This window comes from Paracoccaceae bacterium (assembly GCA_033344815.1).
Classification (GTDB): Bacteria; Pseudomonadota; Alphaproteobacteria; order Rhodobacterales; family Rhodobacteraceae; genus Roseobacter.
In genome coordinates this window covers 3,544,261-3,560,711 of the sequence record JAWPMR010000001.1, presented here as the reverse complement: position 1 = coordinate 3,560,711, position 16,451 = coordinate 3,544,261, and the positions used below count along the sequence as shown (strand labels likewise).

Here is a 16,451-nt window from a genome sequence, read left to right as displayed (position 1 = left end):
CTACACCTCTAAAACCGTGCTGCCCGTGGTTTGACGTGCTTCCAGCGCTTCATGCGCGGCACGCACATCACTCAGTGCAAATCGTTGATCAATCCGGATTTTGACATCCCCTGACAGGACCTTGTCAAACAAGTGATCCGCCATGTCCTCGCAGGCCGCGCGCTCGCTGATGTGCGCAAAAAGCGTCGGGCGGGTGATTTTCAAAGATCCCTTTTGCGCCAGAACCGCCAGATTGAAAGGTGGGACAGGCCCAGATGCATTGCCAAAAGAGATCATCATTCCCAAAGGCTTCAAACTGTCGAGCGATCCTTCAAATGTATCCGCTCCCACAGCGTCCATGACCACATCCACGCCCTTGCCATCCGTCAAATCGCGGACACGGGCGGCCCAATCCTCGGTTCTGTAATTGATGCAATGGGTCGCGCCGTGTTCCAAAGCCAGAGCGCATTTCTCGTCTGTACCTGCCGTTCCAATCAGGGTTATGCCTTCCGACCTTGCCCATTGGCAAGCGATCAGACCGACACCCCCGGCGGCCGCGTGAAACAGCACGGTATCGCCTCTTGCAATGGGAGTCGTGCGATGGAACAGGTATTCGACGGTCATGCCCTTCAGCATCATCGCAGCTGCCTGCTCAAACGAAATGCCGTCCGGTATCGGACACACCTGAGCCGCAGGCATTACCCGCGCTTCCGAATAAGCGCCCGGAGGGGTCGCCGCATAGGCCGCACGATCTCCCGGCTTGAGATGGGTCACACCCGGCCCCACCGCTTCGATCACACCGGCCGCTTCCATGCCCAACGCATGTGGCAATGCCAGCGGATAAAGGCCCGTACGCTGATACACATCGATGAAGTTCAACCCACAGGCCTTGTGCGCGATGCGAACTTCTCCTGGACCGGGGTCGCCGATTTGTTGCTCAACGAGCTTCATCGCATCTGCTCCGCCGACTTCCTCAATGATCACTGTTTTCGCCATTTGCTCTCACTCCCGCGTGTTCGACATGTTGAAAGTGCCTCGTAGGGTGGGCTTCAGGCCACCTTTACCCACCAACTTTTAGGACGATCTTGCCAATATGACCTGAACTTTCCATGCGGGCGTGCGCCTGACTTGCATCCGTCAGATTAAATGTCTGATCCATCACCGGTCTGACCTTTCCCGCAGCCAGCAAAGGCCAGACCGCGCCGCGCAATTCCGTCGCGATTTGCGCCTTCACCAGGTCGCTTTGTGGGCGCAATGTGCTGCCCGTCATGCTCAATCGTCGCGTCATGAGCGTGGTGAAATTCACCTCCACTTTTGCGCCGCCTAGAAAGGCAATCTGGACCAACCGACCATCATTGGCCAAGGTCTTCAGGTTGCGTGGAATATAGTCTCCACCGACCATATCGAGGATGACATCGGCACCGCCTTCTGCGCGCACAACCTCCACAAAATCCTGCTCCCGGTAATTGATTGCGATTTCCGCGCCCAAATCCGTGCAGGCATCGCATTTGTCCGCCGATCCCGCTGTCGTGAAAACCCGCGCGCCAAATGCATTGGCCAATTGGATGGCTGTGGTTCCGATACCCGATGAGCCACCGTGCACTAGAAATCGCTCTCCCGCCTTAAGACCACCTCGGGTAAAAACATTTGACCAAACCGTAAAATGGGTTTCCGGCAGGCAAGCCGCTTCCCTCAATCCCATGCCTTCCGGGATCGGCAAGCAATGCGCTGCTGGCGTCGCGACATATTCCGCATAGCCCCCTCCGGGCAACAACGCACATACCTGATCTCCGACGCAAACCTCTGAGACACCTTCACCAAGGGCTACCACCTCACCAGAAGCCTCAAGGCCTGGCAAATCGCTGGCGGTTGGCGGCGGCGCGTATAAACCAGCGCGCTGCAAAGCGTCAGGTCGGTTCACCCCAGCCCAGGCAACTTTGATCACCACCTGCCCATGAGCAGGTGCAGGCATTGGTCGTTCCGTCACTTGCAACATATCCGGGCCGCCCGGGGCTGTGATTTCAACAGCGCGCATCATCTGAGACATCTTCGTGATCCTTTCTGTATGCCTATGCGTAACAGGACAAAACAGAATGGCAAACCAAAGCCACAGGGCCTCGCACTGAGAAGGCGCGCTTCATCAACGATTGCCGCTGTTCTTCTGCTTCAAGTCTCAATCGCGCGGTGTGGTCCAACTGCCGGGTAACGCCATCTTGGGCCTTTTTGCAGGCGCTTTGATATGGCTCATCACCCAATTCGGCCCCGTCATAAGACGGCTTAGCGCAGGGTTTTTTCGCACGCGCGCCTTTAGTTTTTCAATCCGCATCACATCTTCGATCCGCCGGTCCAGAAACTCCCATGTGGATGCGCTCTCCGGACTGTCATCCCCAAGCCAATAGAGGACAGTCGCAGAATAAACGCCGCTGAGCGTGGCCCGCTTTGTGTACCAATTGACATCATCTGATGTATCTCCAAGGCTCTCCCAAATATGGTCTGCCGTTCCCCAGATCAGCTTGGCACCCTCCGCTGCATGCATCGGTAAGGCGAAAAGCGTCGTCCCACGCCGCACCGCTTCTTTGTCGGTAACTGCCTCGATTCTGAACCGTACAGACGCGGCAACTTTTTCGCTGAATCTCAAGGCGTTCATATCTTCTGATTTGATCCGATCCATCATCGCTTCATCGCCACGGTGATGAAACGCAATTGCCAAATCCACCGCACCGCGCGGACAAATTGAACGTGCGACGGCTGGTGCGATGTCGGCGTCGCGAATCGCGGCCTGAAACGTCGCCTCAGACCATCCGTCAAAGGGTACATGTGCCAATGCTGTGTCCAAAAGCTGTTTCTTTGCAATCTCATAGGATACTGTCATGGCATTTCTCCGGGGCTGCGATACGCGATACACTGGACAACATAGTGTTCGATTGCTATATGCCCACTTCCTGCAACTCCTTGCAACTCAACTTAGAAAGGTGGTGAAAACCACATGCAGGTCAGTGTTCGCGACAACAATGTCGATCAGGCGCTCCGCGCTCTGAAGAAAAAGCTACAGCGTGAAGGTGTCTTCCGTGAAATGAAGCTCAAGCAGCATTTCGAGAAGCCATCAGAGAAAAAAGCGCGCGAAAAAGCCGAAGCGATCCGTCGTGCCCGTAAATTGGCACGTAAGAAAGCTCAGCGCGAAGGAATGATGTAAGTCATTACCGCATTGAAGCTGAAAGATTTAGCCCCCGTATGCCAGTCATACGGGGGTTTCTTTTTTCTCAAGACAAGCCGTACCGTTAAAATTCTGTGCAAAAAACTGCCGGATCACCTTTCGGTTTCTACGTGTTTTTAACGATGAAGCCTTAAAGCCTCACAGACTAAGAACAAATGAGATCTGATGTGGCCGCAGGTATTTCTTACGCATACGAGCAAGTAAACTATTTTTTGAAGCAATGCTGGATGCCGCTCCTCATCGTATGCGGATTGACCGCTTTGATTACCCTTGGCGTGCACACCAGTATGAAATGGACGGTAAAGACAACCATCAAGGCCAAGGCACAGGATGCGGCTTTGGCCTGGGCATCCCATTTCAACGCGGAATTCACAGAACTGAGCGCCATTGTCGAACGAGGTGCCTTATCTGAAGGGCAGCAAGAAGTAGTTCGTGCCGCCATAAAGTTTTCGGAAGTCCATTCCTTCACAGTATTCGACATGACCGGCGCCTTGATTTACTCGACCGACTACGGCGTTGTTTTGTCACCTTCGGAACGATCCGAAAGCGCTTTTGCAAATAAAGTCCTTAATTCCGAAACGCCCATCATTGAAATTATCAACCGAACAGACCCCAATGGAGATCAGAGCGTATACGTGCAAGCCTATGTTCCAGCTGTTGGCATCGATGGAACCACAATTGGTGTCATCGGCCTATTCTTAGACAAATCCGAAAGCGCCGCTGTTTACACAAGAGTGATGACCGCATTCGGCTGGGTCCTGCCGGCGCTCTGCGCGTTATTATATGCCATCCCATCGCTTGCCTATGTCATGAAGAGGGAGCAGGCGCACGCCCGGACCAGACGAGTTGCCCTGCTGTCTCGTTTCGATCAACTGACTGGCGCGCTCAATCGACATACAATGACGCAGGAAAGCAGAAAAATGTTTGTCGACCGCGGCAATCTTGAATTGGTCGGCGTATTCTTTCTCGACATCGATAAGTTCAAAACTGTGAACGACGAATATGGTCATGAGTATGGAGATGCATATCTTCAATTCATCAGTTCGGTCATTCTGTCAAACCTGAGACCTGACGATCTTGTTGGGCGTATGGGGGGAGACGAATTTGTAATGACGCTGCGCAGGGTAAATCTGCAAACGATGCAGGAAATTGGGAAGAGAATCCTTTTAGATGCGCGTGAACCCTTTGAATACAAAGGTCGAACAATGCAGACAAGCGTCAGTATTGGATACTATTTGGCGGAAAGGTCAGTGTCACGACAGGATGCTTTACACGCAGCGGATCTTGCTCTTTATCACGCGAAGGCAATTGGCAGAAATACAATGGTTGAGTATTTCCCCGAACTAGATACCGCTATGATCCGTCGGCGAGAGATTGAACGTCGGATGCGAGACGCCATCAAAAACGACCAATTTCAAGTTGTATTTCAACCGATCACGACCCCAAAAGAAAACGCAATTGTCGGTTTTGAAGCCTTGCTGCGACTGGACGGACAAGATGGGACGCCTATTTCGCCAACTGAATTCATACCGATCGCCGAAGAGAGCGGTTTGATCCAGCAGATCGGCATATTCATTCTACGCGACGCTGTTACAAATGCAAAAACCTGGCCAGACCATGTATTCGTTTCCGTAAACCTATCACCCGCGCAATTCAAACAAGGTGACTTGGTCAAAAATGTGGCCGATATCTTGCGTGAGCTTGAGTTTCCGGCACATCGCCTCGAATTCGAAGTCACTGAAGGCCTGCTTATGGGAGATGAACAGCGCGTTTCAGACCAACTGATCGGATTGAAACAAATGGGTATTTCAATTGCGATGGACGATTTCGGGACGGGCTATTCAAGCTTGGGTTACCTTTGGAAGTATAACTTCGACAAACTGAAGATTGATCGAGTGTTTTTGGAAGGATTGGATTTTGATCGGGAACGCTATCGCCAGATCATCGAAACGATCGTGATCCTTGGCCACCAAATGGGCATGACAGTAACGCTGGAAGGCGTGGAAACGGCACACCACCACGAGATGTTGCGTGAGCTGGCTTGCGATCAGTTTCAAGGTTTCTATTTTGGCAAACCGATGACTGCTAAACAGGCTTTGCAAGTCCTGAGTGGCGCGAAAGATACGGATGTTACTGAACAGCCCCTTTTTCAGTTTTCTTGCGGTCTTGGTGGCTTTTCTCGCCAAGCTTCAACCATCTTTGCATAGGAGGCCTCGGCATTGGCAACCAGTTCCATCTCGCGGTGCCTGAGTTCCTTGATCCAGTAATCACGCCCTGGACCAGCTTTGCCGTGAGCTTTCGGTGCTCCAGCGCGTAACTCCAGCCTGCGCATCTTCATTGCGACAAACGCAGGTCTTGCCCATTGATAAGGGGCGTCTTTGGTCAAAAGATGCCAGATAAGATTTGCGATCTTGCGTGCTGTCGCCACAGCCGCGACATTGGCCCCCTTGCGATCTTTGATCCGCAAGAAGAAAGCCCGCAGTGGACCTGGGACCGAAGATGCTCCCCATGCAGCTTCAATCAGCATTGTTCGAGCCGTCGCGTTTCCCTGCTTCGAGATCCGCCCATGGATGGCACCCCGATCACCAGATTGGCGGACCCGCGGTGTCAGCCCAAAATAGCTGGCGAGTTTCTCGGGTGTTTGGAAGCGGCTTATATCTCCGATGGAAGCGATTACGGCAGTTGCAATCACAGAGCTGATGCCGGCGATCGTCATGAGTTTACGAGCGCGCGTGTCATCGAGCGATATCCCGATCAGATCCTTCTCCAGTTCTTCAAGCTTGCGGCTTAACCAATCCAGCTCATCAAGATGGCGACCCAATAGGTCGCGTTCCGACTTGGGAAGTGGGACTTTTCCCAGCCATTTGCGACCACCTTTGCCAAACAGGTGCCCTGCATATTTAGGAACCAGGTTGGCATGAAGGATGGCTTGAACACGGCTCTTCACCCGCCGGATCGAACGAACCGTTGCATCACGTTCCGAAACCAGGCGTCGCAGATGCAAAGTCTCATTATCTGCAGCCCAAACCTCAGGTAGGAATCCTGCGGCGTGAAGTTGGGCTAGGATCTTCGCATCGACTTTGTCGGTCTTCACGCGCGCATGAGCAATTGCCTTAACCTGAAGTGGATTGGCAATCACCACCCGGTTGACGAAAGGCGTCAACAATCTGACGATTGCCGAGGTGTTTCCCGTCGCTTCTAGGATCACCTCGTCTTCCGACCTCAGACTTCGCCCGAAAGCCACCACCGCGTCGTGTTCCATGTCGACCCTGAAGCTTTCAGTTATTTGTCCATCATCGTAGATCGCGACCTGCGCAAAACTTCGATGTACATCCATTCCAATTGATCGCATTGCCTGCGTCTCCTCTGCTGTTGCCATAAGGAGTGCACGGGCTCGTACGACATCTACGGATACGCGCTCGCGGCGCAGACGGGCTGGTCGCAGGGGCGGCCAGATAACAACACGAGCTCGCAGCTCATTGTCTAGTCGGCCTGCCCGCTTCTTCGCACTCCGACGCCCCGATCCCGCAGAACCTGTTTAACATGACATATGGAAACAGGGGCCGAAATCGAAGCGTCAAAGTCAGCATGCCCGATAACAACACTTACAAATCAAAGTAAGATGAGAACGCAAAAACCGATGGGTTCCATTTCGCGATTTAATTGACCATCTGCTTTTCAAGAGTTTTTACCCTGGTAAAGTCTTTTCGATCACGCCTACCAAAACCTCAACTCTTGTTCATCTGTGAGCGAAGCGCCAAGAAGCGCGATTCCGTCCGATGGAAAAGGTCCACTGCGCGTTCCTGCCAAGAAGCCGACCTTTTTACGGCATTTTCCTTCGGCTCCCGGTACTCGAAGGTTGGAAATATTCCGGGGGCAGGACTTGCACAAAAATTAGGTCAAATTTCGTACGTTTACACGGGCGGAATGGTTGGGCTGGGCGGCCAACACCTGTCGATATTCTTGAAAAGCCCGTGCTTGTTTCTCTACCCAAAGCCTATACCGAGCGCGGCGAAACCCGTGTCCCGTCCGTTGCCAACCGAACAGCGTCAGAATGTAAAAAAGGAAGCTCGTTTTGGTCGTCGCACATACATGGCGGCCAGACGGAATATTTGGCTTTGGAGCGCTGTCACGACATCTGGATTTTTGTTGGAACTATTTCAAAGAAGTTATGATCAGAAGCACGCGCTTAGGCATCCGGCACAGAGAAACGTTAAGTGCATGACGTGATGAGGAAGCAGGCGGAAATACACTGCGCTTTCAATGTAACAATTAACGCCTGCCATTGAGTCGAGACCAAGTAACTTTTGAGTGTTGAACTTGCTGGCTTGCACCATGCCTCTCCCATACGCAGCATGCCGCATCTGATTGGCAACGTCGACAGATCACAAGAGTTGGCTCGGCAGGAAATCCAATTGCAGCGCACCTAAGAGGCGCCCTTGTTTCCGACGTTACGCCGTGCGCAGCGTCAACGTCCAAATACCGCACCGTGCTCACAACGCGAAAATGTTTCAAGCATCGCGGCGATCAACAAATCAAACGCCCCTCGAAAACCGAATGAGAGCAGCTAGCAGATGACACGAATAAGCTTGGCGCACCCACAACCGAAAAACCGGGTTAACACTTGATTAAGCAACATCCAAACTCGGTAAGGCCCTTGGGTCTCAGTTATGGTAGCGTCCGGCGGACGGTTTTTTAAAAAGGTGCGCCGATAATGCTCATACGATATCTGAAGACAGGACTATTGATCGTGTCCACATCCGGTATGGCATGCGCGCAAACAACTGTAGACCCGCCGCGGTTTAAGGGTGATCGCGCCGCCGCGTCCTCGGTTGATGCAATTGTGCCGAATGATGCGCAGCGGTTGGTTGATCAGAAGAACAGAACTCTTCTAAACGCTCTGACTGGGGCGGCAATGTTTGAAGCCGCGCGAGAGGAAGGCCGATATTTTGTGCAAGAGCGCCGGCAGAAAGAAGTCGAAATCGGTGAGGATTAGGAATTTGGGGTCTCACTGCCTCGTATAAAGCTTTGTTTTTTGGCATAATGGCCACTGAGATAGCAGGATCGCCAGTGTGGATGTCAGCTTGTAAAACGTCATGCAAATGACCAGACAGAAGATGATCAACACGCCTAATCCAGGAGTCCTGACCGCCCTGTTCAAACACGAAGGACCAAAAGAATGCCAACATCACGCATTTCGATTTTGATAGGTCTTGAAGGTCCGTCTATATAATTCCACAGGTTCTTTAATCCTGAGCATCTGAAAGTTCTACGCATCAAGTAAGCGTCTTGCACATGCAAAGCGACATGCGCCATTTCAGCCATATTTTCTCCGTCCTGCCATGCAAATGATGCTATCCTGCCAGTATGTTACAGGACGCTTTGAGATGAGGAAAAGAATGTGCCGCAAATTGACCTGAATGGTACCTCCATTCATTTTACCGACACGGGCTCAGGCGAAGAGACAATCGTATTTTCGCATGGCCTCTTGATGAGCGGAGCCATGTTTGAAAGGCAAATCCACCACTTCCAAGGCAGCTGCCGCTGCATCACATTCGACCACCGAGGCCAAGGTCAAAGCGGCGTTCCTGAGGATGGCTACGACATGGATACTCTTAGCGCTGACGCCGCGGCTCTGATTGAGCATCTTGGCGTTTCACCCGTGCATTTTGTTGGGCTCAGCATGGGAGGCTTTGTCGGAATGCGCTTGGCCGCTCATAGGCCCGCAATATTGAAAACGCTAACGTTGCTGAATACGTCCGCTGACCCAGAAGCCCCGGAGAACGGACCAAAATACCGGATGTTGAACCTCGTGGCGCGGTGGGTTGGTTTATGGGCGGTTGTGGGGCGCGTGATGCCCATCCTGTTCGGAAAAACGTTCTTGAATGACACAATGCGCGCCGAAGAAAGAAGGCGTTGGGCCAGTGCGATTTCAGGCAATAATCGCGTCGGCATCACACGAGCGGTGGCGGGCGTCATTGCGCGTGAGGGCTGCAGTGAGTTGCTGGGCGCGATCCGTACACCAGTTGGTATTGGCGTCGGTGACGAAGACTTTGCGACCAAGCCTGCGCAATCCGACCGCATTCAGACGGCTATAGAGGGGTCGGAACTGATGCTGTTTCAGGGTGTCGGACATTCGTCGTCGATAGAAGCACCGGTTTTGGTGAACCAACTGATCGAGCGGACAATCGCACGTTCGCGGATTTGATAACGCCTTATCGTCTATCGAGTTTGTTGGGAAACACACCAAGATGCGGCGTCGTTTTGAAAACGGTTTGGAAGTTCTCACTGCGTAGTGGCCGGTTGGCGATGTGAAAAGATGTGCATCACCAAAATCCATTTTAATGCTCCTTGATAGGTGGTTCATTTTCTTGCATCCGCGCGAAATATCCAATGCTGCTGGTAAACGACGATCTGGCAAAGCGGCTTGCGTGACATCTTTCAGAATTGCAAATATATCAAATGCAGTGCCGGTTCGGTCCAACTTATGGCCCGCCCAACCAAAAACCAAACTGGGAGACGAAAAATGAAATGGGCCAAAGGCTATGCAAGCAGCGGCAAAAATGTCTGCGGCGTAATCATTGAGGATGCATTGCACCCGCGCGAGTTTCTCGGCTCAGATGTTTCTGCAGGTCCTTCCGTGCCAATGTCTGACATCACCCTACAGTCGCCCGTCACACCGGGAAAATTCATCGGGTTGTGGAATAACTTCAAGGCCGCTGCGGAAAAAGGCGGGTTAGCTCACCCGACACATCCGCTTTATTTCTTTAAGTCAGACAGTTCCTTGTCAGGTCCGGGTTCACAAGTTGACATACCGCAATCCGCCGGGCGTGTTGTCTATGAGGGCGAGTTGGGAATCGTGATCGGTGAACCTTGCAAGGATGTCACAGTGTCGGAAGCTGAAAATGCCATCTTTGGCTATACCTGTGTCAATGACATCACCTCGCTGGATGTTCTGAACGCAGATCCGTCTTTCCCGCAATGGACACGCGCCAAAAGTTTCGATGGGTTTGGCGTCGTCGGGCCAGTGATTGAAACAGAGTTGGACTGGCAAGACCTCACAGTTAGAACGCTGCTAAACGACAGAGAAAGACAGTCATATCGAACGGCAGACATGATCCTGCACCCTGCGGAAATTGTTAGTTGCCTGTCGCGGGACATGACGCTTAACCCCGGCGATCTGATTGCCTGTGGTACATCTTTGGGCGCGCGCCCCATCAAACCCGGTATGACTGTTGAGGTCGTGATCGAAGGGATTGGCCGGTTGAGCGTAAAAATGACGGCACCACCCAAACCAGTTGATCCTTGAGGGCAACTGCTTTGGATTTTCATGAGCTTTCGCAACAGAATTGACAACCCAACCTGATCGCACAGATGGGCGTGTACATCCGGGCACATGATCCTGAAATGCGGCGTCGACAGTGGTGAACGCAGACTATGATGGCAACAAAACAGGCGGTTAAAAAAACTGTCTGATGAGCATTGGGCATCCAAGTGCAGTTTGTAGCTATGATTGGCGAAGAAGGGCAGTTTTAGGACTGTTGTTTTGTCACGCGCAACGATCATGTGTTTGTGACCGGTTCCTTGCAGACAAAACGGAATGGATACATTCGAATTTTGCGCGGCGTCGCTGTGACAGCATGCTTGCTGATAATCCACGGTCGTTATTGCCCAAAGAAAGTACTGCATAAAATTCCTTGCCATTGTCTTCAAGACGTCGCGATAGCGAGCCATTTGCCAAGGGTCGGATCTGTATTAGCGACACACCATGAGCGACTTTGATGGCATGACTGTTCCATCGAACGGCCACGACGTATAGAAATATGTCCGCTGAAAACACTCACATGCTCTGTCTTGCTGACCGCCAGATGTTACGTTTTACAGATTGGACAAGCGCTTCCAAATTGATGTGACTTAGGTCGAGATCTACAATGACCGAGAGTAGACCTGCCTCACCATTGCGGCTCTCGAAGAATTCATTTGCTACACAACCTAGTAAGACCCGATGTACCTACGGTTCCTTTTCGCTTTGTCGGTTACACAAGGGGCGAAGATCACTGAAACCGTAGCGTCTTCAAATATGAAGAATTGACAAACGCATTCTGCTTACGGGTTCAATGGGAGGGTGCAAGACTGTTGAAAAGCTTTGCAGACCAATGAGCACCGCAGAAAGCCCGGCCAAACAACCCGTCAATGTGCCTAAGGATGTGATCACTTTGTCAGATACGGCAGGCTCAAAGTAAGCTATGAAAAGGGCTCTCTTGTTTTATGTGGGCCAGAGCCGTTCAACTACGGATAGGCCCCGTCACGCTCATCAGCTGGGATGGCGTGCGCGAGGGATCATCGAGAATTTTCAAACTTCAGGTTCGAAACGATTTTCATGCTTTTACTGGGACTATATCGCCAACCGCTGAGGAAAAAATCATCGGAAACCATCCCAAACTCGCCATATCAAATACAGAAACAAGCCGATTGCGGCGACGGCTGCTACGTGGCGCGGCCGAAGTCCTTGTCCTGTGGAGGTTTCTTGTCCGGGCTTGTACCTAGGGTCGAGCGCGCGAGTATCTGCCAAAACTTCACCTACTTTTCCACTCCGAGACTGAAGAAGCTTTCGCAAGCCGCGACCATTTTCCGAATTCAACAGGTCAATAGTCTCAATCAGCGAACCCGTTTCTTTAAAAGTCTTGGAAAAAGTTGTCGGTGAAACGTCCAGATGCTCACTCAGGAGCCGTGTTCGAAATTCTGAAACAACGTTTTCATGCCCTTGGATCATGATGTCACATTCTGTGTCAAACCCCAGGGATCGATCATTCATGTTACTCGACCCGATTTTTAAGATTTCATCGTCCACAATCACAATCTTGGCGTGAACATAGATCGGCTCTCTTGTATCGTTGATTGGGTAATACGCTCGAAACCGATCGGAGTGATCACATTCTCGCAAATCACTTAGGTAGCGTTCGCGCAACACATGCATCGCATCATCTTCCAAGCGTGACAGCGCAGCTTCTGGATTAATCAGGATGATTTCAGGACCATGCGGTTCGCCAAGCCTTGTCTTGAGCGCCTCGCAAATTGTCTCAGCAGCAAAGTACTGCGACTCAATGTAGATCGTTTTCTGCGCTGCGGCGATGCTTGCCAAAGTCAGTTCTTCGATTTCGTTGACTAATGGTTCTCCATTGTATGGTGGTTCGGTGCGCGCAATCGCGACATCAACCTCTCTGGCATCTACCCGCAAGCCCGTAGGCCAAGTGACTTGTTTCAGGTCCTTCGGCACCGCAAGCGTCTTTCCGGTAGCGCGGTACCATCGCAAGCGTGCCAGTTCGGCAAGATCCAGTGCCACGGGCCCGGCCAAAACGGATGTCGCATCATGCCACGGTTCGCAAATCTTCCCATTCTTGCCGGCGCGGCGCGGATCATCTGACAGGTGTTGCCCTGTGTCCCAACGACCCTCCGTAACGTCGATGCCCCCACAAAAAGCAAAATGGCCATCTGCCACGACAATTTTCTGATGATGGCAAGCACCAAAAGGGTGATGCCCGTCAAGAGCGAAGTGGATACGGTCGTTTGCAAAGACATAAAGTGCGAGTGAAGGACCCAAACGTCCCGGAGCGACCAGCACTGCCCCGTTCCATTTCAGCATGTAAATGTTCAGCTCTGGCTTGCGCTCGATGACCGCCTCAAGAAATGGTCCAAGTTGGTTTGGAAAACCGTCAGGCGCGTTGCCGTCGTCATCGCTCTTCGAAGGCAGCATTTCTATTTCAAAATCGAAGTCCCAGCCAATCAAAAGCACCTCGCGTTCCGCGTCTAACAGAACCTCGCGCAGGGTGCGGAAATAGTCGGCACCGTCCACAATAAAGGAAACGCGTTCAGCCTTTGCGACTGTCCAGCAAGTATCGAGAATTGTCTTGGTGTCTTTCAAAGCAAGATTTTTTGTGTCCATGCATGTACCTTACAACAGCACGGTAACATGATGTAGACGTGCAATACCGCCGCGATCTGCATTCAGCCAGCGCTGGACAGAACCAAAGAAATCATTCTGAATTTGCACATTTGGAATCCCGAGTGAGCATTTGTTTCATGTGAGCATCCCTTATTGCGGTTTAAAACGAAGTTTCTAGCGTGCAAATGTCAAACGAGACGTTCTAGGAGTAAGGGGATAATTAGCCTGCGTCGAGCTTTTGGGGGAAAATGGCGATCCTTCATAAACTGCTTGGCTTACTTCCTTTTCGCAATGCGTTGCGCCGTTATTGATATTAACGTCATGCTTCAAACACGCCTGGGCATTGAGCTTCGAGGGTAGCTGATACAATCGAAAAGCATCTTTTTTGCGAACCGCGTTGTGGCAGCCCTCACATACAGGTGAACGCAAAATTTATTGTTCATGCCACTGCGGTACATATCACTGACCCTCTTCCTCGGAGTTGCTCCGCCCCTGTAGTTGAGAAAAGGAGGATCGGAGATGGGAATCAAACGACACGAACCGGAAGAGATTATCACGAAGCTGCCGCAGGTTGGGGTGCCGTGCGGCCAAGGGATGCAGCGCGTTGATGCAAGCCGGCAAGTAGAGATAGCAGAACCAATATTCTACCGCTGGCGCAAACACCGAGACCTTGTCCGCCATTGTTCCGAAGACAATAGTCGCGGACGGTATGGTAAGCGACCAATTGAGAGAGCTGAAACGTGTTCAGAAGGCACGCGAGCACCTGAGTCAAGCAGTGTCAGGCCAAACGCTGGACAAGCTGATCCTGACGGGATGAAGGCCGCATAGGTCCGGATAATGATGGAAGCACCGGCTGACGCGCTTACCTCACCGATTTTTTCAAAATGACTTGAGTGCAAGGTCATTTAGCAAGGTTGTAAAGTAAGCAATCCGTGAGCTGTTCGTGTTGAACATCGACGCGCGAGTTTGCCAAAAATGACTTGCCACATCCTCAAAAACAACCGACCGTATACTCATTTGCACGATCTGAGCGGTTTACGCCGGGTGATACTTTTGTAGTTCGTCGGTCTGCCATCTGCGCTATGCTGTTGATTTTTTAGGGAGGTTTTTCAAATGAGCGGTTTTGACAATTATTACGACTTCATGCGCGACGAAGATGTGTCAGCCTATCCGGTCTGGCCTATTGGCACCCCAATAAAGGTTGGCGACTATGGGACGCTTGAAAGACGTTCCGGGCTTCTGAGCGGACGGTACCAGTTTGTGAGATTTTCCAATATAAACGACCGTCTCACTGAGGCCACAGCCGAACTGGAACGTGAACCCTTTACGGGCGAGGTTGTTCAAGACAGTGGCGTAAGTTTTGAAGCCTCTGCCAACGCCGAAACCATTGCAGGCGCACCGGTAGAAGTATCGGGCAGGCTTGTTGCAGACGGGGAAACCAAGCTGGCGGTTCATTTCGAGACTGGTTACATCGAACGCTTCAAGCGTATGGATGCCATCGTTGAAGCCTTTCAACATGATCCGGCATCCGCCGAATATGTACTGGTCACGGAGATTCGGGTCGCGCAGACCGGGGGCGCGATCGTATCCGATGAGGGCGGGTGGAGCGTAGGTGCCAAAGGTGATCTGAAGGCGTTGGAAGCCATAAAGCTTGGCGATGCCGCTGTTGCATTGGCAAGCCGTTCGGGCGCTGTCGCAGCGCGAAATTTTCACCAGCCCTCAGCAATTTTTCTGAAGCTTTACGGTCGTGGTTGGTTTGGCTTCTCACAACTGGATGCCACCAAAGACGAGGATGAAGGGATCGTTGAGCTTCACCCAGATCTGATGCCGTGACTGATATTGCAGAAGCCGAGATCGAGCTTTTAGGCGATGAACGGGCAGCCGACAGGTTGCTGGCTCAATACAATTCGGATCAGCGGGAATGGGAAAAACCTCTAGAAGATGGGCTCACGGCTCCGCTGGCAGCGCGACCGAGGGATGTAACTGGTTCCGGTGTCACTGTTGCCGTTTTTGACAGCGCGCCTGATCTGCTGCACCCGGCGCTGGCAGGCCGGGTCGAGAATGTCACGCCGCGTCGCCAAAACGAACCTGACGCACATGGTACGCTGGTGGATCTTATGGTGCTTGATGTCGCGCCTGAGGCGCATATCCTGCATTTCGACGTCACGCTTCAAACCGCAAAAGGCCCGCGGATTTCTCCGAATTATTTGCGTCAAGCCTTTGCACATCCTCGGCTTGTCGAAGCGGATGTTGTTTGCCTCTCGCTTGGGTTTGAGCAAACACAGATTGATCCCTCTTCTCTGGCAAAAGTCGTCGGAAAAGCTTTTTCCGAAGGCCGCATTCTGGGCCCGCTCATCGGTGACCCGGTCGCCGATGCGCGCGCTCTTGCGCAAAGCCGTGATTACAAGGGGCCGAGGGTGCAAAAATGCAGGCAACCTCACGCCTGTATTTGCAAGATGATCGAAACCGCCGCGCGACCCGGCCAAACCTTCGTGGCGGCTGCTGGCAATACCCAGAGCCGCGGATATTGCCCTGCCCTTTCGCCGCAAACGATCGCGGTCGGCTACAAGACGGTTTTGCGGGAACGGCACGGGGGGACTACAACGACATGGGACGGTGACACCGTTGATTTCAAGCAGGCCGCCCATGTTGACCTCAATCTATTTCAATCAAAGCCCGATGAACGAACCAGCTTCGCAGCACCCCGTTTTGCGGGATTGCTTGCGCTTCTTGCACCTGATCACGAGGCGACGGACCTGCTGTTGTCAAACCGGGTCAGACAGACAGCCTGGCAATTGGAACTGCAGCTACAGCTTTACGCCGAAGGCAAATACAAACCCGAAACGCCCATGGCGGAAATGTGCGAAATCCTGAGCAACGTCTACGCACAAGCGGTCGGTGTCCTGCCTGCGGAGTTACTCGATTTCCATCAGATGACAACGCGGAGACGGCTTGCGCTTCAGTTTTTCATGGGACCTGACTTGATCAATATGGGCTATCATCTTCATTCGCTAACCGATATCTCCGGCGCGCTCAAATACTGCAGCGTCGCCAAAGAACTGATGCCTTGGGCACACGAGCCACTAGGCATTATGGCAGCGTCCTATCGCGACTGGGCCGAGCGTGTGCTGCAAGGCGAGCCTAGCGTAGTTCAACCGAGCAAGATTATCGAAGATGGGCTGAGCGCCGTTGAAGCTTGTCTGAAACTGACCGACAACGATGAAGTTCAAAAAACAAAAGATCGCTTGCTGGAACTTGCAACTAAAGCGGCCGCATTTAAATGACCGAACACGAAAGTCGCGTTGGGAGTGGCCG

The 16,451-nt window shown here is 52.2% G+C and carries 12 protein-coding genes and 1 pseudogene; 8 read left to right on the top strand and 5 right to left on the bottom strand.

Translation table 11 applies throughout. The features are described 5' to 3' along the window. The 3 genes from R8G34_16455 to R8G34_16445 form a co-directional block, all read right to left on the bottom strand. Positions 1-975 (bottom strand): quinone oxidoreductase, encoded by a 975-nt coding sequence (locus R8G34_16455; protein MDW3224446.1) that lies wholly within the window; start codon positions 973-975, stop codon positions 1-3. Between the two features lie 64 nt (positions 976-1,039). After that, positions 1,040-2,026 (bottom strand): NAD(P)H-quinone oxidoreductase, encoded by a 987-nt coding sequence (locus R8G34_16450; protein ID MDW3224445.1) that lies wholly within the window; start codon positions 2,024-2,026, stop codon positions 1,040-1,042. Between the two features lie 126 nt (positions 2,027-2,152). Then, positions 2,153-2,851, bottom strand: a complete 699-nt coding sequence (locus R8G34_16445) for a COQ9 family protein (GenBank protein ID MDW3224444.1) — start codon at positions 2,849-2,851, stop codon at positions 2,153-2,155. A 114-nt stretch (positions 2,852-2,965) separates the two neighbouring features. Here R8G34_16445 and rpsU point away from each other — a divergent pair, with 114 nt between their 5' ends. Next, positions 2,966-3,172, top strand: a complete 207-nt coding sequence (gene rpsU, locus R8G34_16440) for a 30S ribosomal protein S21 (GenBank protein ID MDW3224443.1) — start codon at positions 2,966-2,968, stop codon at positions 3,170-3,172. Between the two features lie 188 nt (positions 3,173-3,360). Next, positions 3,361-5,400, top strand: a complete 2,040-nt coding sequence (locus R8G34_16435) for an EAL domain-containing protein (GenBank protein MDW3224442.1) — start codon at positions 3,361-3,363, stop codon at positions 5,398-5,400. Here the strand turns inward: R8G34_16435 and R8G34_16430 are convergent. Beyond that, the gene (locus tag R8G34_16430; GenBank protein MDW3224441.1) at positions 5,343-6,530 is read right to left on the bottom strand and encodes an IS110 family transposase; all 1,188 of its coding nucleotides are present in this window, start codon (positions 6,528-6,530) and stop codon (positions 5,343-5,345) included. The two genes, R8G34_16435 and R8G34_16430, sit on opposite strands and share 58 nt — an antisense overlap. Positions 6,531-7,907: 1,377 nt before the next feature. Here R8G34_16430 and R8G34_16425 point away from each other — a divergent pair. The 3 genes from R8G34_16425 to R8G34_16415 all read left to right on the top strand — a co-directional run bounded on the left by R8G34_16425 (position 7,908) and on the right by R8G34_16415 (position 10,502). Beyond that, a complete protein-coding gene (locus R8G34_16425) occupies positions 7,908-8,189 on the top strand; it encodes a hypothetical protein (GenBank protein ID MDW3224440.1) in 282 nt (93 codons plus the stop codon). A gap of 405 nt (positions 8,190-8,594) precedes the next feature. Then, positions 8,595-9,401: an alpha/beta hydrolase gene (locus R8G34_16420; GenBank protein MDW3224439.1), complete on the top strand. Its 807-nt coding sequence runs from the start codon at positions 8,595-8,597 to the stop codon at positions 9,399-9,401. 318 nt (positions 9,402-9,719) lie between these two features. Beyond that, positions 9,720-10,502, top strand: coding sequence for a fumarylacetoacetate hydrolase family protein (locus R8G34_16415; protein ID MDW3224438.1), 783 nt, complete (start codon positions 9,720-9,722; stop codon positions 10,500-10,502). 1,113 nt (positions 10,503-11,615) lie between these two features. On the opposite strand, the gene R8G34_16410 is transcribed toward R8G34_16415, so the two are convergent. Next, positions 11,616-13,136 (bottom strand): phospholipase D-like domain-containing protein, encoded by a 1,521-nt coding sequence (locus R8G34_16410; GenBank protein MDW3224437.1) that lies wholly within the window; start codon positions 13,134-13,136, stop codon positions 11,616-11,618. A gap of 519 nt (positions 13,137-13,655) precedes the next feature. Here R8G34_16410 and R8G34_16405 point away from each other — a divergent pair. The 3 genes and pseudogenes from R8G34_16405 (at position 13,656) to R8G34_16395 (ending at position 16,420) form a co-directional block, all read left to right on the top strand. Continuing rightward, positions 13,656-13,947 (top strand): annotated as a pseudogene (locus tag R8G34_16405) (hypothetical protein). Between the two features lie 302 nt (positions 13,948-14,249). Further along, complete coding sequence (locus R8G34_16400; protein ID MDW3224436.1) at positions 14,250-14,969, top strand: hypothetical protein; 720 nt, start codon at positions 14,250-14,252, stop codon at positions 14,967-14,969. After that, positions 14,966-16,420 (top strand): S8 family serine peptidase, encoded by a 1,455-nt coding sequence (locus tag R8G34_16395; protein MDW3224435.1) that lies wholly within the window; start codon positions 14,966-14,968, stop codon positions 16,418-16,420. The genes R8G34_16400 and R8G34_16395 overlap by 4 nt, the downstream gene beginning before the upstream one ends. Positions 16,421-16,451: the final 31 nt, after the last annotated feature.

Excerpts from the sequence above, each read along its gene's own strand:
- R8G34_16430 (MDW3224441.1), bottom strand. The coding sequence starts at position 6,530 with ATGGATGTACATCGAAGTTTTGCGCAGGTCGCGATCTACGATGATGGA.
- R8G34_16415 (MDW3224438.1), top strand. The coding sequence starts at position 9,720 with ATGAAATGGGCCAAAGGCTATGCAAGCAGCGGCAAAAATGTCTGCGGC.
- R8G34_16455 (MDW3224446.1), bottom strand. The coding sequence starts at position 975 with ATGGCGAAAACAGTGATCATTGAGGAAGTCGGCGGAGCAGATGCGATG.
- R8G34_16425 (MDW3224440.1), top strand. The coding sequence starts at position 7,908 with ATGCTCATACGATATCTGAAGACAGGACTATTGATCGTGTCCACATCC.
- R8G34_16450 (MDW3224445.1), bottom strand. The coding sequence starts at position 2,026 with ATGTCTCAGATGATGCGCGCTGTTGAAATCACAGCCCCGGGCGGCCCG.
- R8G34_16410 (MDW3224437.1), bottom strand. The coding sequence starts at position 13,136 with ATGGACACAAAAAATCTTGCTTTGAAAGACACCAAGACAATTCTCGAT.
- R8G34_16445 (MDW3224444.1), bottom strand. The coding sequence starts at position 2,851 with ATGACAGTATCCTATGAGATTGCAAAGAAACAGCTTTTGGACACAGCA.
- R8G34_16400 (MDW3224436.1), top strand. The coding sequence starts at position 14,250 with ATGAGCGGTTTTGACAATTATTACGACTTCATGCGCGACGAAGATGTG.
- rpsU (MDW3224443.1), top strand. The coding sequence starts at position 2,966 with ATGCAGGTCAGTGTTCGCGACAACAATGTCGATCAGGCGCTCCGCGCT.